This window comes from Nonomuraea lactucae, assembly GCF_003313395.1.
GTDB classification, from domain to species: Bacteria; Actinomycetota; Actinomycetes; order Streptosporangiales; family Streptosporangiaceae; genus Nonomuraea; species Nonomuraea lactucae.
Genome location: NZ_QNFZ01001024.1, coordinates 1 through 17362 on the forward strand (window position 1 = coordinate 1; position 17362 = coordinate 17362).

The 17362-nt window shown below is 70.8% G+C and carries 17 protein-coding genes; 5 read left to right on the forward strand and 12 right to left on the reverse strand.

The annotated features are described in order from the left end of the window. Positions 1 to 113: 113 nt before the first annotated feature. The 11 genes from DQW85_RS37765 to DQW85_RS47295 form a co-directional block, all read right to left on the reverse strand. Positions 114 to 755, reverse strand: a complete 642-nt coding sequence (locus DQW85_RS37765) for a methyltransferase domain-containing protein (RefSeq protein WP_113704535.1) — start codon at positions 753 to 755, stop codon at positions 114 to 116. Beyond that, positions 752 to 1969, reverse strand: coding sequence for a glycosyltransferase family 4 protein (locus DQW85_RS37770; protein WP_113704536.1), 1218 nt, complete (start codon positions 1967 to 1969; stop codon positions 752 to 754). The genes DQW85_RS37765 and DQW85_RS37770 overlap by 4 nt, the downstream gene beginning before the upstream one ends. Next, positions 1959 to 3287: a nucleotide sugar dehydrogenase gene (locus tag DQW85_RS37775; RefSeq protein WP_113704537.1), complete on the reverse strand. Its 1329-nt coding sequence runs from the start codon at positions 3285 to 3287 to the stop codon at positions 1959 to 1961. Before DQW85_RS37775 ends, DQW85_RS37770 begins: the two co-directional genes overlap by 11 nt. A 15-nt stretch (positions 3288 to 3302) precedes the next feature. Further along, complete coding sequence (locus tag DQW85_RS37780; RefSeq protein WP_113704548.1) at positions 3303 to 4358, reverse strand: GNAT family N-acetyltransferase; 1056 nt, start codon at positions 4356 to 4358, stop codon at positions 3303 to 3305. After that, positions 4355 to 5269, reverse strand: coding sequence for a glycosyltransferase family 2 protein (locus DQW85_RS37785; protein WP_113704538.1), 915 nt, complete (start codon positions 5267 to 5269; stop codon positions 4355 to 4357). The genes DQW85_RS37780 and DQW85_RS37785 overlap by 4 nt, the downstream gene beginning before the upstream one ends. Before the next feature lie 5 nt (positions 5270 to 5274). Then, positions 5275 to 5949 (reverse strand): polysaccharide deacetylase family protein, encoded by a 675-nt coding sequence (locus tag DQW85_RS37790; RefSeq protein WP_113704539.1) that lies wholly within the window; start codon positions 5947 to 5949, stop codon positions 5275 to 5277. A 57-nt stretch (positions 5950 to 6006) separates the two neighbouring features. Beyond that, positions 6007 to 6918 carry an NAD-dependent epimerase/dehydratase family protein gene (locus DQW85_RS37795; RefSeq protein WP_162795697.1) on the reverse strand — a complete coding sequence of 304 codons (912 nt, stop codon included), beginning with the start codon at positions 6916 to 6918 and terminating at the stop codon, positions 6007 to 6009. A gap of 91 nt (positions 6919 to 7009) precedes the next feature. After that, positions 7010 to 8056: a 2-oxoacid:ferredoxin oxidoreductase subunit beta gene (locus DQW85_RS37800; RefSeq protein WP_113704541.1), complete on the reverse strand. Its 1047-nt coding sequence runs from the start codon at positions 8054 to 8056 to the stop codon at positions 7010 to 7012. Next, on the reverse strand, positions 8049 to 9893 hold the full coding sequence (locus tag DQW85_RS37805) for a 2-oxoacid:acceptor oxidoreductase subunit alpha (RefSeq protein WP_113704542.1): 1845 nt from the start codon (positions 9891 to 9893) through the stop codon (positions 8049 to 8051). The genes DQW85_RS37800 and DQW85_RS37805 overlap by 8 nt, the downstream gene beginning before the upstream one ends. A 141-nt stretch (positions 9894 to 10034) precedes the next feature. Then, entirely contained in the window at positions 10035 to 10109 is a 75-nt protein-coding gene (locus DQW85_RS48400; RefSeq protein ID WP_420819214.1) for a putative leader peptide, read from the reverse strand. Between the two features lie 50 nt (positions 10110 to 10159). Further along, on the reverse strand, positions 10160 to 12217 hold the full coding sequence (locus DQW85_RS47295) for a polysaccharide deacetylase family protein (protein ID WP_240197689.1): 2058 nt from the start codon (positions 12215 to 12217) through the stop codon (positions 10160 to 10162). Between the two features lie 178 nt (positions 12218 to 12395). On the opposite strand from DQW85_RS47295, the gene DQW85_RS37815 reads away from it, so the two are divergent. The 4 genes from DQW85_RS37815 to nuoH all read left to right on the forward strand — a co-directional run bounded on the left by DQW85_RS37815 (position 12396) and on the right by nuoH (position 15125). Continuing rightward, positions 12396 to 12767 carry an NADH-quinone oxidoreductase subunit A gene (locus tag DQW85_RS37815; RefSeq protein ID WP_113704543.1) on the forward strand — a complete coding sequence of 124 codons (372 nt, stop codon included), beginning with the start codon at positions 12396 to 12398 and terminating at the stop codon, positions 12765 to 12767. A gap of 363 nt (positions 12768 to 13130) precedes the next feature. Beyond that, positions 13131 to 13661 carry a NuoB/complex I 20 kDa subunit family protein gene (locus DQW85_RS37820; protein WP_113704544.1) on the forward strand — a complete coding sequence of 177 codons (531 nt, stop codon included), beginning with the start codon at positions 13131 to 13133 and terminating at the stop codon, positions 13659 to 13661. Further along, entirely contained in the window at positions 13658 to 14191 is a 534-nt protein-coding gene (locus tag DQW85_RS37825) for an NADH-quinone oxidoreductase subunit C (protein WP_113704545.1), read from the forward strand. The genes DQW85_RS37820 and DQW85_RS37825 overlap by 4 nt, the downstream gene beginning before the upstream one ends. Further along, on the forward strand, positions 14184 to 15125 hold the full coding sequence (nuoH, locus tag DQW85_RS37830) for an NADH-quinone oxidoreductase subunit NuoH (RefSeq protein WP_113704546.1): 942 nt from the start codon (positions 14184 to 14186) through the stop codon (positions 15123 to 15125). Before DQW85_RS37825 ends, nuoH begins: the two co-directional genes overlap by 8 nt. A gap of 187 nt (positions 15126 to 15312) precedes the next feature. On the opposite strand, the gene DQW85_RS37835 is transcribed toward nuoH, so the two are convergent. Then, positions 15313 to 16680 carry a serine/threonine-protein kinase gene (locus DQW85_RS37835; RefSeq protein WP_113704547.1) on the reverse strand — a complete coding sequence of 456 codons (1368 nt, stop codon included), beginning with the start codon at positions 16678 to 16680 and terminating at the stop codon, positions 15313 to 15315. 208 nt (positions 16681 to 16888) lie between these two features. Between DQW85_RS37835 and DQW85_RS37840 the strand changes: the two genes are divergently transcribed. Then, positions 16889 to 17362 (forward strand): NuoI/complex I 23 kDa subunit family protein (locus DQW85_RS37840; protein WP_240197690.1); only part of this gene is annotated, 474 nt, incomplete at its 3' end.

Below are 17362 nucleotides of genomic sequence, written 5' to 3' on the forward strand. Positions count from 1 at the left end.
GTGCTACCTGGCGGTGCTCGCGCTCGACCGGGCGCTGACCGGCGCGCGGTCGCCGCGCGGCGCGGGCCGGGTGCGCTGGGGGACGGACGCGAGCAGCCGTTCGTGACATCGGTTCAGGGCTTCGGCAGCAGGTCGTAGGTCCGGATCGTGCCGAACGGCGGCCCGAGCGGGTCGGGCTTGAGGTGGATCGTCCGCAGGTGCCGGAAGCGGCCGGTGCCCAGCAGGTACGGCTCCTCCAGCGGGTTGCCGTAGATCAGCCTGACCGGTCGCGGCGCCCGGTCCGCCGACTCCAGCAGCCGGTCGATCACGTCGCTGAAGATCCTGCCCCGGAACGGGTTGTTGAAGAACGCCACGGTGACGTCGTCGGGGATGTCGTAGTCGAGCACGTCGGAGGCGATGAGCTCGATCTCGCCGCAGCGCCTGCGCACCCGCATGGTGCGGATGTTGTCGCGGGCGATCCGGGTGAGCTCCTCCGACAGCTCGACGCCGATCACCTTCCTGAACGGGTAGCGCGACGCCTCCACGATCACCCGGCCCATGCCGGAGCCGAAGTCGATGAAGACGTCCCCGTCGCCGACCTCCGCCCTGGGCAGGGCCCGGCGCAGCGCCCGCCAGTTGAGCGCCGCGTAGTAGACCCGGTCCTCGCCGTCCAGGCCGATGTCGGCGAGGTCCACGCGCTCGGCCGTGCGCACGCCGTACCTGCGCTCGTACAGCAACTGGCCGACGCTGCGCCGCAGCCACGTGTATGCGCTCATGAACTCCCTTTCGGACGGGCGGCTCGTCGGCAGGCGGCCTCGTAGGCGGCGAGCAGGGCGGCGCGCGAGTTGTCCCAGGACAGCGGGCCGCTGACCCGGGCCTGCCCGATCTCCCCCATGCGGCGCCGCTCGTCCGGGTGGTCCAGCAGGTGGGAGATGAGCTTGGCGAACTCCGACTCGTCGTTGGCCCGCGCGTACACGGCCGCATCCCCGGCGGAGACGCGGGCCTCGCGCAGGTCGAAGGAGACGATCGGCCTGGCCATCGCCATGTACTCCATGATCTTGTTCATGGTGGAGACGTCGTTGAGCGGGTTGAGCGGGTCGGGGGAGAGGCAGACGTCGGCGGTCGACAGGTAGCGCAGCAGGTCCTCGTCGGGGATGCGGCCGGTGAACTCCACCAGGTCAGACAGGCCGAGCTCCCGCGACAGCGCCACCATCGCCTCGAACGTGTCGCCGCCGCCGACGAAGACCGCGTGCCAGTCGGCGCGGCCCACCTCGTCGCGGAGCCGGGCCAGCGCGCGCAGCGCGTAGTCCACGCCGTCCTGCGGGCCCATCACGCCGAGGTAGCACAGCAGGTACGGCTTGCCGCGCCGCGCCGCCTCGTCCGGCGCCACCTGGTGGAAGCGCTCGACCGCCGGCGCGCTGCGCACCACGAACACCTCCTCGGGCCGCTTGCCGCCCCGGGTCAGCGCCACCTGGCGGTAGCTCTCGTTGGTGGCGATGACGACGTGGGCGGCCCGGTAGGTCAGCCGTTCGAGCCGGCACACCGCGCGGAAGAGCAGGTCACGCCCCCTGCCGAACCGAGACAGGTACAGCTCGGGCACCAGGTCGTGCTGGTCGAAGACGAACCGCGTGCCCCTCCGGGCCAGCCGCCTGGCCACCAGGAAGAACAGGTCGGGCGGGTTGCAGCCGTGCACCACGTGTACCGGGCCGATCCGCCTGGCCAGCCGGAACGTGTGCCAGAGCGCCGAGCCGTACTCCCTCAGGTAGCCGGCCGGGCCGCCGGTCGCGGCCCTGAGCGGGTAGCGGTGGATGGCGACGCCGTCGATGACCACCTCGGCCTCGGTGTCCTGTCTGGCGCCCATCGGGCAGATGACGTGGACCTCCCAGCCGGCGTCGCGCAGTGCGGTGCTCTCCTGCCAGACCCGCCGGTCCATCGGCACGGAGAGGTTCTCGACGAGGATGAGCGCCCTCCTGGCGCGGCTACCAGGCAAGGCCCACGTATCCCGGTGTCGCCCGGCGCGCGTCGGCGTCGGGCAGGCGGACGAGGTCGATGATGGCGCGGGCGCCCGCCCTGCCGACGGCGTCGAGCACGGCGGGCTCGACGGAACCGATGACGCACACGTCGGCGTGCTCCAGCACCTCGTCGGCGGAGGTGGTCAGCAGGTCGCCGAGGTGGGGGAGGCGCTGGCGGATGTAGTCGCGGTTGGCCCCCATCAGCCGCGACAGGGTCACGTTCTGGTCGTAGATGCGCAGGTCGTACCCCTTGCCGAGGAGCCGTTCGGCCAGCTCCACCAGGGGGCTCTCGCGCAGGTCGTCCGTGCCGGGCTTGAACGACAGGCCGAACAGGCCCACCTTGCGGCTGTCGGCGGCCACCACCAGCTCGAAGGCCCGCTGCAGGTGCGCCTCGTTCGACGGCAGCACGTGCGACAGCAGCGGCACCGAGACGTCGGCCCGCTGAGCCGCGTAGACCAGGCCGCGCAGGTCCTTGGGCAGGCACGAGCCGCCGAACGCGAAGCCGGGACGCAGGTACGCGGGGCTGATGTTGAGCTTGTGGTCGGCCAGGAAGACGTCCATGACGGCGTGCGAGTCGAGGCCGAGCGCCTGGCAGACCGCCCCCAGCTCGTTGGCGAAGCTGATCTTCAACCCGTGGAACGCGTTGTCCGCGTATTTCGTCATCTCGGCGACGGCCACGGGCACCCGGAACACCTCGCCCGGCAGGCCCGCGTACAGGCTCGCCACCAGGTCGCCCGTGGCGGGGTCGCTCTCGCCGATGACCGTCCTTGGCGGCTCGAAGAAGTCCCGCACACTGCTGCCCTCGCGCAGGAACTCCGGGTTGACCGCGACGCCGAAGCCCGTCCCGGCCCGCAGCCCCGACGCGCCCTCCAGGATCGGCACGAGCAGCCGCTCGCACGTGCCCGGCAGCATCGTGCTGCGGAACACCACCGCGTGCCCGCGCTCACCCCCTCCACCCGGTGGGGCCAGGGCGGCGCCGATCTGCTCGGCCACCCGTTCGAGGTGGCGGGTCGACAGGCTGCCGTTCGCCGCCGAGGGCGTGCCGACGCAGACCAGCGAGACGTCGCTCGCCCGCACCGCCGCCTCGGCGTCGGTGGTGGCGCGCAGCGCCCCCGCCCGCACCACGTCCGCGGTCAGCTCGCCGATCCGTTCCTCCACGACGGGCGCGCGGCCCGCCGAGACCAGCTCCACCTTGGCCGGGTTCACGTCCACGCCGACCACCTCGTGCCCCATTGAGGCCAGGCAGGCGGCGGACACGCAACCGACGTAACCGAGTCCGAAGACGCTGATCCTCACAGTGCGGGGCCCTCCTCAGTTGGGAACGTGCCGTAACCTGCGCGCGAGCCGTCTCAGGCCGGGCCCGAACGGCGAGCCCCTGGCCGCGGCGGCCAGCGTGTCGCGAGCCCCGCGCAGCGCCGGCCGGAGCCATCCCTTCGCCACCAGCCCCTGGCACACGACCGTCTCCCCGGTCTTGGCCCGCCGCTTGTACTCGTCGTCGCCCCGCCCCAGGTCGATCCGGGAGACGCCGAGCCGGGGAGCCGCGGCCACCAGCTCGCGCAGCAGCATCCAGCCGGGCGCGAGGCCGGCGAAGGCGGGGTCGTAGACCGGGAACCACCAATGCAGCACACCGCCCGAGCGCATCCCGAAGTGCGCGGCCACCAGGTGCGGGCCTGCGTACAGCGTCGACAGCACGCCGCCGAAGGCCGCCTCGCGGGTGCTCAGCAGCCGGTGCAGCAGGTCGACGCGGCCCGGCTCGGCGAAGTAGTCCCTGGCCCCGGTAGCCGCGTACTGCGCGCGTTTCAGCTCCACCACCCGGTCGAGCGCGCCGGGGTCCGGCGCGTCGGCCACGAACCGCACCGGGCCCAGCGTGCGCTCCGCCTTGGCGGTCCGCCGCCTCGCCTGCCCCATGTTGTCCCTGCCGGTACGCGACGCCCGTCCCAGGTATCCGTCGAGCCCGCCCGTCGTGTCCACGTACGGCGAGACCCGCCGCGAGGAGATCCACGGCTCGAAGCCCGCGCACCCCTCCACGAGATGGTCGAACTCCAGCGCGCGCACCCCGGCGCCCAGCAGGTCCAGCGGCCGGAACGCGGTGCCGGGCGCGAGCAGCGGCCCCTGGAAGTCGGCCCCCGGCCAGCCGACGGGACGCAGCAGCGAGCCGTCCCGGTGGCACGGCAGCAGCGCGGCGATCTCGCCCCGCTCGTCCCTGGTCACAGCCACCTGGACGGCAGGGCCGCAGGCGTGAACCGCCGCCGCGAAGCCCGGGTGGAAGTAGGGGCTGTCGAGGGCCGCGTTGGCGGCGCGCAGCCGGTGCCAGGCGTCCAGCTCCTGGTCGGTGAGCGCGTCGAACCCGGCGATGACCGTTCTCATCGGGCCGTCCCCGCCCACGCCCGCGTCGCCTTGGGGCGGAGCAGCGCGGCGAAGGAGGCGCGGGACACGCGGCGACCCGCCAGCGCGCGGCCCCCCTCGCCGAGCAGCACCACCGCGTGATAGGCGGCGCCCGCCAGCCGGCCCCTGCGCCGCCGGAACAGCTTCACCTTGTTCACGATGAGCAACGCGGCCAGCGCCGGATTGGTGCCGGAGTCGCCGCCGATGTGCTCGATCACCGCGCGGGGCTCGTACCAGGTCGTCCAGCCCAGGTCTGCGGCGCGCAGGCAGTACTCGGTCTCCTCGCTGTAGAGGAAGAACGACTCGTCCCACCGCCCCACCTCGCGCATCGCGGGCACCGACAGCAGCAGCGCCGCGCCCGTGGCCCACGCGAAGGTCCCCGGCCGCTCGTACTCGCGCGGATCGGTGACCAGCTCGCCCAGCTTCCCGAGCCGCCCGGCCAGGTCGCCGCCGATCACCGCCTCCACCACCGCCCTGCGCACCGTGGGCATCCGGCGCAGCGACGGCTGGAGGGAGCCGTCGGGATTGACCATGTACGGCACCGCGATCCCGCGCCCCGGCACGCGCAGCGCCTCGGCCAGCGGCGCGATCGAGCCCGGCGGCAGCCGGCAGTCCGGGTTGATCACGTACACGGCGTCGAGGGTGTCCAGGTCCAGCGCGTCCACCGCGGCGTTGATGGCCGCGGCGTAACCGGCGTTCCTGCCCAGCTGGACGGTACGCACCGGCAGGCCGGTGGCCTGCCGGGCGACGGCTAAGCTGTCGTCGGCGGAGTCGTTGTCCGCCACGACGACGGCGGCCAGCTCCACGCCTCTGGCACCCTCGGTCAGCGAGCGCAGACACCCCCCGAGCACGCTCGCGCTGTTGTAGGTGACGATCGCCACGGCCACGCGCATCGGCTTCAGCCCCGCACCCGCTTGTAGAGGCGGGCGCCCGCCTTCCTGGCACGCTCCAGCGGCGGCGGCCGGCCGTCGAGCACGCGGCGGGTCCAGCCCTCGTCGAGGTCGTGCCGCAGGCTGTTGCGCGCCTGGAGCCACGAGCCGTCCGCGGCTCGCCCGCCGTCGCTGGTGTAGGCGCGGGTCACGCCGGCCTGGCGCAGGCGGCGCAGCACGTGCCGGTCGTAGGAGCCGAACGGGATCGCGACGCGGGTGACCGGCAGCCCGCTCAGCGCGCCGATGGCCCGGTGGGCGCCGGCCAGTTCCTCGGCCATCTGCTCGCCGCCGAGCCGCCGCCAGTCGCGGTGTCGCCACCCGTGGGAGCCGACCCGCATGCCCGCCCCTACCAGCTCACGCACTCCTTGGGCGTCGATCCGGCCCGGCTCGCCGATCAGCCCCGCCAGGACGAAGAACTCCCCGCGCAATCCCCGCTCCAGCAGCCTGGGCAGCGCGATCTCGACATCGGAGGCGTTGCCGTCGTCGAACGTGATCCGCACGTCGGCACGGCCCACGACCGCGTCGAGCACCTGCTCGAACTGCTCGACGGCGACCCAGGTGGTGTCCTCGCCGGGGTCCAGCGCGCGTCCTGTCTCACCTATGCCGTGCACCGTCAGGTTGATGATGGACCCCGTCAGCGTCATTGACCGTCTCCCCGAGTCCGGCTCAGCTCTTGTGTATCCGGCTATTGCCTCGGACCGTTACAAGCCTCGCCAAACCTGGGCTAACCGCCCCGCTCGGGCGTACCAGGCGACGGTACGGCGCAGGCCCTCCTCCAGCTCGACGGCGGGGCGCCAGCCGAGCAACTCCAGGGCGGGGCCGACGTCGGCGGTCTGCGGGACGTCGAGCGGGCGGTCGGGGACCGTGCCGAAACGCGGCGCGGTCCCCGCGCCCACGATCCGGTAGAGCAGCTCGACGGTCTCGCGCACCGTGACCTTCGTGCCGGTGCCCACGTCGAACGCCTGCCCGACGGCCCGCTCGCTGCCGCCCGCCGCGGCGAACGCCGCCGCCACGTCCTCGACGTACACCCAGTCGACCACCTTGGACCCGCTGGTCAGCCGGGGCTCCTCGCCGCGCAGCAGCGACAGCGCCACGTACGGCACCAGCTTGGCCGTGTCGCGCTGCCCCGGCCCGTACACCATCGTCGGCCGCACGATCGCGCAGCTCAGATCCCACAGCCGGTGGAACAGCCCGGCGTAGCCGGTCGCGGCGGCCTTCGCCATCGCGTACGGCGACGGCGGCGGGGCGTGCCCGTTGCCCGGCCGCGGCTCCTCACTCGAACCCGCCAGCACCACCCGGCAGCCCCACCTGGCCGCCGCCGCGAGCACGTTCACGGTGACCGCCAGGTTGCCCTCCAGCGTGGGCCCGACCACCCCGATCTCCCGCGCGCCGTCCACCTCGCCGGCCAGGTGGTAGACCACCTCCGGCCGGACGTCCGCGAACAGCCCCCGCGTCGCGCGCTCGTCGCGCAGGTCGGCCCGGTGCCACAGCACGCCCGCCATGCTCGGCTGAGCCGAGCGACTCACCCCGTGCACCTCGCCCGATCGGCTGAGCAACCTGACCAGATGGGAACCGATGAAACCGGCGGCACCTGTCACCAGCGACCCGGACATGGCGTCCTCCCGACATGGGCTCCCGACCTGGGCTCCCGACATCCGTGAGGGGGCGGCCCGCGCCGCCCCCTCACAGATGCTGTCAGTGCTGTCAGCCGATGCGCCAGGTGTCTCCACCCATGAGCAGGTCGGCGAGGTCGCCGGGCCCCTGCCGCGCCACGGCCTCCTCCATCTGCTCGGACATCAGCGCGTCGTAGGCCGGGCGGTCCACCTGCCGGAAGATGCCGATCGGCACGTGCTCGAAGGCGGGCTCGTCCAGCCGCGACAGCGCGAACGCCACCGACGGGTCGGGGTTGTGCGCGTCGTGCACCAGGATGCTCTCGTCGCTCACCTCGGACCTGGAGACCACCTCGACACCGCCGTTGGCGCCGCGCACGACCGCCTTGGACGCCGACACGATCGGCTGGCCGTGCTCCAGCCTGAGCGTGATGTCGTCGCGGACCTCGGGATCCTTCAGCGGCTCGAAGGCGTTGTCGTTGAAGATGTTGCAGTTCTGGTAGATCTCCACCAGCGACGTGCCGCGATGCGCGGTCGCCTCGCGCAGCACCGACTGCAGGTGCTTGCGGTCGGAGTCGATGGTCCTGGCCACGAACGACGCCTCGGCGCCGAGCGCCAGCGAGATCGGGTTGAACGGCTTGTCCAGCGAGCCCATCGGCGTGGACTTCGTGATCTTGCCGACCTCGGAGGTGGGGGAGTACTGGCCCTTCGTCAGGCCGTAGATCCTGTTGTTGAACAGCAGGATGTTGAGGTTGACGTTGCGGCGCAGCGCGTGGATCAGGTGGTTGCCGCCGATCGACAGGGCGTCGCCGTCACCGGTGATCACCCACACGCTCAGGTCGGGCCTGCTGGCGGCCAGGCCGGTGGCTATGGCCGGCGCGCGGCCGTGGATCGAGTGGAAGCCGTAGGTGTCGAGGTAGTACGGGAAACGCGACGAGCAGCCGATGCCCGAGACGAACACGATGTTCTCGCGCCTCAGCCCCAGCTCCGGCAGGAAGCTCTGCACCGCTGCCAGGATCGCGTAGTCGCCGCACCCGGGGCACCAGCGGACCTCCTGGTCGGACTTGAAGTCCTTCAGGCTCTGCTTGCCGTCCGTCTTCGGAACGAGCGACAAGCCCTTCCCGTTGATCAGCTCAGTCACTGTCGATCACGTCCTGGATCACCCCGGCCAGCTCCTCGGCCTTGAACGGAAGGCCGCGAACCCGGTTGTAGCTGATGATGTCGACGAGGTAGCGGGCCCGCAGCAGCAGGGCCAACTGGCCCAGGTTGATCTCGGGCAGCAGCACCTTGTCGTAGCGCTTGAGCACCTCGCCGGTGTTGGCGGGCAGCGGGTTGAGGTGGCGCAGGTGCGCGTGCGCGACCTTGCCGCCGTTCTTCCTGACACGCCTCGCGCCCGCCGCGATCGGCCCGAAGGTCGAGCCCCAGCCCACGACGAGCACGCGGGCGTCGCCGTCGGGGTCGTCGACCTCGAGGTCCGGCACGTCGATTCCGGCGACCTTGGACGCGCGGATCCTGACCATCAGGTCGTGGTTGTTCGGGTCGTAGGAGATGTTGCCCGTGCCGTCGGCCTTCTCGATGCCGCCGATGCGGTGCTCCAGGCCCGCCGTGCCGGGGATGGCCCACGGCCGGGCGAGCGTCTCCGGGTCGCGCTTGTACGGCAGGAACGAGCCGTCCTCGGCGTTGGGCGACGTGGTGAACTCCTGCGAGATGTCCGGCAGGCTGGAGATCTCGGGCAGCCGCCACGGCTCGGAGCCGTTGGCCAGGTAGCCGTCGGAGAGCAGCATGACCGGCGTGCGGTACTTCACCGCGATCCGGGCCGCCTCGATCGCCGCGTCGAAGCAGTCGCTCGGCGACATCGGCGCCACGATCGGCACCGGCGACTCGCCGTTGCGGCCGAACATCGCCATCAGCAGGTCGGTCTGCTCGGTCTTGGTCGGCATGCCGGTGCTCGGGCCGGCCCGCTGCACGTCCACGATGATCAGCGGCAGCTCGGTGGCGGCCGCGAGGCCGACGGTCTCCGCCTTGAGCGCGACACCCGGACCCGAGGTCGTCGTGACGCCGAGCGCCCCGCCGAACGCCGCGCCCAGCGCCGCGCCGACACCCGCGATCTCGTCCTCCGCCTGGAAGGTGCGCACGCCGAAGCGCTTGTGCTTGGATAGCTCGTGCAGGATGTCGCTGGCCGGCGTGATCGGGTAGGACCCCAGGAACAGCGGCAGCTTCGACTGCACCGACGCCGCGATGAGGCCGTAGGCCAGGGCCTGGTTGCCCGAGATGTTGCGGTAGACGCCCGGGGCCAGCCTGGCCGGCTTGACCTCGTACGACACCGAGAATGACTCGGTGGTCTCGCCGTAGTTCCAGCCCGCCTGGAAGGCCGCGATGTTGGCCTTGGCGATCTCCGGCTTCCCGGCGAACTTCTGCTGCAGGAACGAGATCGTGTGCTCGGTCGGCCGGTGGTAGAGCCACGACAGCAGGCCGAGGGCGAACATGTTCTTCGAACGCTCGGCGTCCTTCTTGGACAGGTCGAAGCCCTCCAGGGCCCTGACCGTCAGCGACGTCAGCGGCACCGCGTGGACGCGCCACTCGGCGAGCGAGTCGTCGTCCAGCGGGTTGACCTCGTAACCGACCTTCTGCAGGTTGCGCTTGGTGAACTCGTCGGTGTTGACGATGATGTCGGCGCCGCGCGGCAGGTCGCCGAGGTTGGCCTTGAGCGCGGCCGGGTTCATGGCGACGAGCACGTTCGGTGCGTCGCCGGGCGTGAGGATGTCGTGGTCGGCGAAGTGCAGCTGGAAGCTCGACACGCCCGGCAGGGTCCCTGCGGGAGCGCGGATCTCGGCCGGGAAGTTGGGCAGCGTCGACAGGTCGTTGCCGAACTCCGCCGTTCCCGCGGTGAAGCGGTCACCCGTGAGCTGCATGCCGTCGCCGGAGTCTCCGGCGAATCGGATGATCACACGGTCGAGTTGCTGGACCTGCTTAGTCACAGCTCAGTCCTCCTCGACGCGCAAATGCGCGGTCGCTCGTGGCGCGTTCTCTTTTCCATGCTAGATCCTCGCGAGGTTCAACACGTTTGCTCCGCGCATAATGCGGGTAAACGCGGGGGCCGGTCAGGAGCGGATGAACCGTTAACGCTGACACAGCCCCGAAGAGAGCCTGCACAGATCCACGTGGAGACGAGCGAAGAGGACGGTTCGGGTCACGAGCGCCAACTATACGTCCCTTCCAGGCATGGATTATGGCCAGGGGCCGCCTACCCTGTGGGCCCCCCGTCCCCGTACAACTCTGGAACGGTGACGAACGCGTAACCCTTCCCGCGAAGCTCTTTGAGGATGGCTGGAACCGCGTCCACGGTCGCCTGGCTGGTGTCGTGCAGCAGGATGATCGCCCCGGCCCTGGCCCCCTCGACGGCCCGCCGCGCCACCACCACTCTCTCGGCGCTGGTGTCCGCATGGGCGTGGGCATGGGCTTCGGTGTGGGTTTTGGCGTGGGTTTCGGCGGGGGCTGTGGCGGGGGCTGTGGCGGGGGAGGCCCATGCCTCCGGCGAGGCGGCGGTGTTCACGTCCCAGCCGACCAGCGTGAGACCCATCTCACGCGCGATGTCGCTCACGTTCTTGCTCACGGCCCCGTACGGGGCGCGCGCCAGCGTGGGGGGCCTGCCGACCTGGGAGGCGACCAGATCCTGGGTACGCCCCAGCGAGTCGGCGATCTTGCTGGTGGAAAGCTTCGACAGGTCCCTGTGCGACCAGCTGTGATTGCCGATGACGTGGCCCTCGGCGCTCATCCGGCGCAGCAGCCCGGGGGTGGCGGCGGCGTTGGTCCCCACGGTGAAGAACGTGGCCCGCGCTCCGGCCCCCCGAAGGATGTCGAGCAGCCTCGGAGTGTCGGGACCGGGCCCGTCGTCGAAGGTCAGGGCGACGCACTTGACCCGCTCGCAGTCCACGGTGACCGCACGCGAACCGGGATCGGGACGCGACATCCCGACCACCTCGGGCCTGCCCACGACACCGGTCTCCGGCCCGCCGCCCTGTCCCGGCGGCACGCTCGCCCGCGGGGCCGTCCCGCTCGCGCTCCCCTGTGGGGTGGGCGGGCCGCCCTGCCCTGAGGGAGAGCCTGCCTGTGCCGTCGGCGGCCCGGACCACTCTGGGGGCACATCCGACCGCGCGCCCTCTCCGGAGGCACCGGCCTGTGGCGCACCGGCCTGACCTGTGAGCGCTGCGGCCCCCCCTGAGGACATCGTCCCCGTCTCGGTGGTGGGCGCGCTGGGCCGACCTCCCCGAGCACCGTCCGGTCCGCCCGCCGTACTCGGCGTCACGTTGAAAACGCCCGGTGGCATGGACGGCGGCGGCCCCGGCGGCAGCTTCTGCGACATGCCCTGCCACGCCGCTCGGGCACTGCGCTGCGCGCGGCGCCCTGTCTCCGACAGCAGCGCCTGCGCCTGGCTCGCCGGGACGGCCACCCCGACCCGACCCAGCGAGCACGACGCGATCTGGCAGTCGTCGAACTCCACCACCAGGTCGCCGTTCCGGTTGAACGCCATCGAGTCGAGGTCCTGGCCGTCGGCCTTCACCTCGTTCAGGTCCACCGCCGGCCCGCGGCCCTTCAGCCCCTCCTTGACCAGCCGAGCGACCTCCTGGAGCGCCTCCTGCCCCGAAAGCAACCCCGCCGACCCCGACACCACGTCCCGGGCGCGGTCGTACCAGACGATGCGCCCCGACCTGCCCCAGTCGGCACCCAGGTACTGCCCGGTGCGCAGCCGTACCCCCACGACGTAGTGGGACGCGGCGACCAGCTGCCAGTCCACGTTCAGCTCGGGACGCGGCCCGAACCGGTCATACACCCCCGCATCACTCCACCCGAAGCCCTCGACCTCGGACCCGGCAACGCCCTTCCGGGAGCGCCCTGCCTCGGCTCTCAGTCCCTCGGCGGCTCTCAGTCCCTCGGAGGCTCTCAGTCCCTCGGCGTCCACGTCCCTCGATGCCTCGCCGGCGGGCGAGCCCACGCGTTCGGGCGCGGACTCCCTCTTGTCCTGCGCGCCGCCGTCGATGGAATCACCCGTGTCCGCGGAACCCACGCCGGAGGACCCCATGGGGTCAGGCGAGTCGGCGGCGGTGGCGTCACGGAAGGCGCTCAGTTGCCGCTCCGCCTCCTCCCGCAGGGCTTCGTTCAGCCTCGGGGCGTCCTTCAGCCGGGGGTAGGTGACGTGAACGTACCTTCGGGCACTCTCGCCCTCGGTCAACGTCATGGTGACCAGGCCGTCGACCGAAGCGGGGTCGACGAAGTCGAGCATGGTCGGTTCGGCCGGGACCATGACTTCGCGTGTGGGGGAGGCAGAGACCAGACCGCAACCAGTCGCGGACATGGCCATCAGCGCGATTCCACCAATGAATCGCTTTTTGGGCATGGATGTCACATTATGGGGCTGATCTTGCGCTTTACCCCTTTTTGGGACTATGGGGTCAGAGGTTTGACTGGGTTACGATCGGCGTATGGACGGCTACTTCGGGTCCTACGCACTGGTCGCCGCGCTGCTCGCGATCGGCGTGGCCATCGTCGCCGGAGCCCTGCTCGCCAACCGCCTCCTCCGCCCCACCCGCCCGACACCCGACAAGCTGACCACCTACGAGTGCGGCGTCGATCCCGTGGGCGAAGGCTGGGCCCAGTCGCAGGTCCGCTACTACGTGTTCACATACCTGTACGTGGTGTTCGCCGTGGACGCGGTCTTCCTCTTCCCGTGGGCGACGGTGTTCGACCTGCCCGGGTTCGGGGTGACCACGCTGGTGGAGATGTTCGTCTTCCTCGGCTTCATCGCCCTCGGCATCCTGTACGCCTGGCGCAAACGCGTACTCACCTGGACCTGACCCCCACCGCTCCGCCACCCACGACTGTCACGCCACCCTGCGGCCTCCCATGGCGACCTCCGCCGCGCGCCCTTCCACCAGCACTGTCACCCCCAGGTGCCACCTCCGCGTGCATCCCCACGTGCCACCCTCACGTGCCATCGCCAGGCTCGACCGCCCCCGCCCTTCTAGTCACCCATCCCTCGGCCGCCCGCGGTCGCGCCCACGCGGCAACCGGCCGCCACCCGCACTGCCGCCCACCCGCGTGGTCGCCTTCCCGCGCGGCCGCCTACCGGCACTGCATCCGGCCGCGCTGTCACACCGGAGCGCTGTCACTCCGCGGGCCCTCTACTCCTGACGGCAATCAGGCGAGACAATGGGGCTATGGCAGCGACGGATCTCCCGATGCCCACGGTGGGGCCGGTCTCGCGGTTGGCGCCCAAGCCGATGCGCTTCGTGCTCAACTGGGGACGGCGCTATTCGCTGTGGGTGTTCAACTTCGGGCTGGCCTGCTGCGCCATCGAGTTCATCGCGACATCGATGAGCAGGCATGACTTCATCAGGTTCGGGGTGATCCCGTTCGCCAACGGGCCCCGCCAGGCCGACCTCATGATCGTCTCGGGCACCGTGACCGACAAGATGGCGCCGGCCGTGAAACGCCTCTACGAGCAGATGCCCGACCCCAAGTACGTGATCTCGTTCGGGGCCTGCTCCAACACCGGCGGTCCCTACTGGGACTCCTACTGCGTGACCAACGGCGTCGACCAGATCATCCCTGTTGACGTGTACGTGCCCGGCTGCCCGCCCAGGCCGGAGGCGCTGCTGTACGGGATCATGAAGCTGCAGGAGAAGATCGCCGCTGAGAGGCTCGGCGACCGCTATGTCCCGTCGCGCTCCAACGGGGAGGAGGCGTGAGCCTTTTCGAGGGGTTCGGGGAGCGCGTGGAGGTTTCGGAGTCGTTCGGTGAGACCACTGCCGACGTGGACCCCGGCGACTGGATCGAGGTGCTGACTCGTCTCAGGGACTCCGGTTACGCGTTCTTCGACTGGCTGACCGGGGTCGACGACCCGCCCGACGGGTTCTTCGTGGTCGCGAACGTCTACGACCCGCTCGCATGCCGTCGGCTGCTGATCCGTACGCGGGTTCCGCGCGCCGACCCGCGACTCCCTTCCGCTGTGGGCGTGTACCGGGGCGCCAACTGGCACGAGCGCGAGACGTACGAGATGTTCGGCGTGATCTTCGACGGTCATCCCAACCTGGTGCCGTTGCTGCTGCCCGACGGGTTCGAGGGCTATCCGCTGCGCAAGGACTTCGTGCTGGCCGCGCGGGTCGCCAAGCAGTGGCCGGGTGCCAAGGAGCCCGGCGAGTCCGGGCACGGCGCGCCGAGCCGCCGCAAAACCCTCCCACCTGGAGTCCCGGCCGACTGGGGGACACCCGATGCTTGACGTGGCGCTGAGCTTCGCCGTCATCCTGGCCGTCTTCCTGGTGCTGCCGCTGATCATCGGGCAGACCGAGCACAAGGTCATGGCCCACATGCAGTCGCGCCTCGGGCCCATGTACGCGGGCCGATTCCACGGCTGGGCGCAGTTGATCGCCGACGGGGTGAAGTTCGCGCAGAAGGAGGACGTCATCCCGGCCGCCGCCGACCGGCGCATCTTCATGATTGCTCCCGGTGTGGCGCTCGTGCCGTACCTCGTCGTCATGATCGCCATCCCCATCGACCGGGGGCTGGTGGCCGTCGACCTCGACCTCGGGTTGTTCTTCGTGCTCGCCGTGATGGGCGTCGGCGTGCTCGGCTCGATCATGGCGGGGTGGGCGTCGGCCAACAAGTATTCGGTGCTCGGCGGCATGCGGTCGGCCGCCCAGCTCATGTCGTACGAGCTGCCGCTGGTGCTGGCCGCCTCCTCGGTCGCGATGGCGGCGGGGACGCTGTCCCTTCCCGGCATCGTCGAGGCCTGGCAGTGGTGGTGGCTGCCATGGCAGGCGATCGGTGCGGTCGTGTTCTTCATGGCCGGGCTCGCCGAGTTGCGCCGCCCGCCGTTCGACATGCCGATCGCCGAGTCCGAGATCATCATGGGGCCGATAACCGAATACACCGGCATGCGCTTCGCCTTGTTCATGCTGTCCGAGTACGTCGGCATCGTCGTCCTGTCGTTCCTGACCACCGTGCTCTTCCTCGGCGGCTGGCACGGCCCGCTGCTGCCCGGCTGGCTGTGGACGCTGGTCAAGGTGTTCGTGCTGGCGTTCGTGGTCATCTGGCTGAGGGTCAGCTACCCCCGGCTGCGCGAGGACCAGCTGCAGAAGCTCGCCTGGGCCGGCCTCGTACCGCTCGCCCTGGTCCAGCTCGCACTCACGGGCGTGGTGAAAGTCCTCACCTGAGCCCTCACGCCTGTGGCGGCGAGAGCCCTCACGCCTGTGGCGGCGAGCCCTCCGGGTGTGGCTGCGGCCCACGGTGACGTCAGCCGGGGTCCCGCGGCCGGCGATGGGGCACCAGGACCCGCTGCACGTCAGGTGGCGAATCGGGCGGCACCCAAAGGCGTGACCGAGCCCCCTGGCCGTCGGTCGATCAATGCACGATGGCCAGCATGACGTCCGAGGCGGAGGGCCGCTCCTCCGGCTGTTTGTGGAGGCAGGTGCCCACGATGCTTCGCAGGGCGGATGGTAAGGGGGATAAGTCGGGGTGCACGGTGAGCACACGGTTGAAGACCGCGGGCACCGTGTCCTCACCGAACGCCGGTCGTCCCGTGGCCGCGAACACCATCGTCACAGCCCAGCTGAACACGTCGGACGGTGGCCCCACCGACGCTCCGGTCAACTGCTCGGGTGACATGTAGGGCGGCGTGCCCACCAACTTCCCGGACGTCATCGTCATCTGGTCGAGCGCCCGCGCTATGCCGAAGTCGATCACCCGCGGCCCGTCGTGGCCGATCAGGACGTTGCTCGGCTTGAAGTCACGGTGGACGATGCCCGCCTTGTGAATGGCCGCGAGCGCTCCCGCCGTGGCCAACGCCAGCCGCGTCAGGCTGTCCTCGTCGCGCGGCCCGTGCTGGCGGACGAGCTGCTCCAGCGAAGGGCCGTCGACGTACTCGCTGACGATGTAGGCGTGCTGGCCGGAGATGCTGACGTCGAGCACCCGGGCTGTGGAAAAAGTCGCCACCCTGCGTGCCGTCTCCACCTCCCTGGCGAACCGCGTCCGAGCCGTCTCGTCGACCAGGTCGTGCAGAACCTTGACCGCGACCCGTACGCCAGTGGGAGCCACCGCCAGGTAGACCGCCCCCTGCCCGCCGCGACCGAGGGACCGCAACACCCGGTAGTGCCCGATCCACGCGGGCTCCCCCGGCCGGAGCTCGGACGTGGGAGAGGTCGTGCGCTGATGGAGATCGACAGGCTGATGACGCCGGGGGTCTGTCTGGGGGCCGCCATGGTGGGGGCCAGGCCGGTCGTGCCGGCGTGGATCGGTGCGCCCGTGCGGAGGGGGATTGGTGTGGCCGTGCCGAGGTGGATCGGTGTGGCCGTGCGGAGGGGGATTGGTGTGGCCGTGCGGACGGGGATTCGCGTGGCCGTGCAGGTAGGGGCCCACGTGCTGCCGGTAGCCGTATCCCTGGCTGCGGGCCCTGGCCATCGACGGGACGAGGATGCCCGAGTGGATCACGCCGCCCACCCAGCTGATCATGAGCCCCAGCGTCACCAGCGTGGACATCGGATCAGGGATGTCAGCGAACCTGTCGTAGCTCCCCACCACGATCACGAACGAGCCGATGCACACGGTGTAGACCGCCGCGCCGATCACCTGCCACACACTGCGCAGCCAGTAGGCGGCGAACCCGATCGTGAACGGGGTGGCCAACCCGCATGTCAACAGCGGCAGCGCCGCCCACCCCACGGAGGCGGCCCACGCCAGCCCGCTGGGCCGGACCGGACGGCTGTTCGACATGCCGGAAGGCTACCGTCCCGAAGTCCCGCATATCGGCTGTGGACCAATGTTGTGGATAACCTCCCCCTAGCCTGTGGATGGCTGTGGAAAAACTGGGGATAACGCGACTGGCTCATTCACCTGCGGCAACAAGTGCGCAATGATGTCGACCATGGCGCGGATACCAGGAGTGGGGTTGGCGAAGGGGCTCTCCGTCACCCTTCGTCACATGCTGCGCAGATCCGTGACCCAGCAGTATCCCGAGGTCAGGCCCGACCTCCCGCCCCGCAGCCGCGGCGTGATCGCCCTGGTCGAGGAGAACTGCACCTCGTGCATGCTGTGCGCGCGCGAGTGCCCCGACTGGTGCATCTACATCGATTCGCACAAGGAGACGCTCCCGGCCCCCGAGGGCGGCCGCCCGCGTCAGCGCAACGTCCTCGATCGGTTCGCCATCGACTTCGCCCTGTGCATGTACTGCGGCATCTGCATCGAGGTGTGCCCGTTCGACGCGCTGTTCTGGTCGCCGGAGTTCGAGTACGCGGAGGGCGACATCCGCAACCTTCTCCACGAGAAGGACCGGCTCGCGGCCTGGGGCCCCACGGTCCCACCCCCACCGGCCCACGACCCCGGCGCCGAGCCGCCCAAGGAGCTCTCGGCCACGCCTCGCCGCCCCGCCGGCCCAGGTGCGGGCCAGGGCGCCACC

What these genes read in the sequence shown, in the direction of transcription:
- nuoH (WP_113704546.1), top strand. Translation starts at nt 14,184, where the DNA reads ATGCTTGACGTGGCGCTGAGCTTCGCCGTCATCCTGGCCGTCTTCCTG.
- DQW85_RS37765 (WP_113704535.1), bottom strand. Translation starts at nt 755, where the DNA reads ATGAGCGCATACACGTGGCTGCGGCGCAGCGTCGGCCAGTTGCTGTAC.
- DQW85_RS37785 (WP_113704538.1), bottom strand. Translation starts at nt 5,269, where the DNA reads ATGCGCGTGGCCGTGGCGATCGTCACCTACAACAGCGCGAGCGTGCTC.
- DQW85_RS37790 (WP_113704539.1), bottom strand. Translation starts at nt 5,949, where the DNA reads ATGACGCTGACGGGGTCCATCATCAACCTGACGGTGCACGGCATAGGT.
- DQW85_RS37795 (WP_162795697.1), bottom strand. Translation starts at nt 6,918, where the DNA reads ATGTCCGGGTCGCTGGTGACAGGTGCCGCCGGTTTCATCGGTTCCCAT.
- DQW85_RS37780 (WP_113704548.1), bottom strand. Translation starts at nt 4,358, where the DNA reads ATGAGAACGGTCATCGCCGGGTTCGACGCGCTCACCGACCAGGAGCTG.
- DQW85_RS37815 (WP_113704543.1), top strand. Translation starts at nt 12,396, where the DNA reads ATGGACGGCTACTTCGGGTCCTACGCACTGGTCGCCGCGCTGCTCGCG.
- DQW85_RS37820 (WP_113704544.1), top strand. Translation starts at nt 13,131, where the DNA reads ATGGCAGCGACGGATCTCCCGATGCCCACGGTGGGGCCGGTCTCGCGG.
- DQW85_RS47295 (WP_240197689.1), bottom strand. Translation starts at nt 12,217, where the DNA reads ATGGTCCCGGCCGAACCGACCATGCTCGACTTCGTCGACCCCGCTTCG.
- DQW85_RS37835 (WP_113704547.1), bottom strand. Translation starts at nt 16,680, where the DNA reads ATGTCGAACAGCCGTCCGGTCCGGCCCAGCGGGCTGGCGTGGGCCGCC.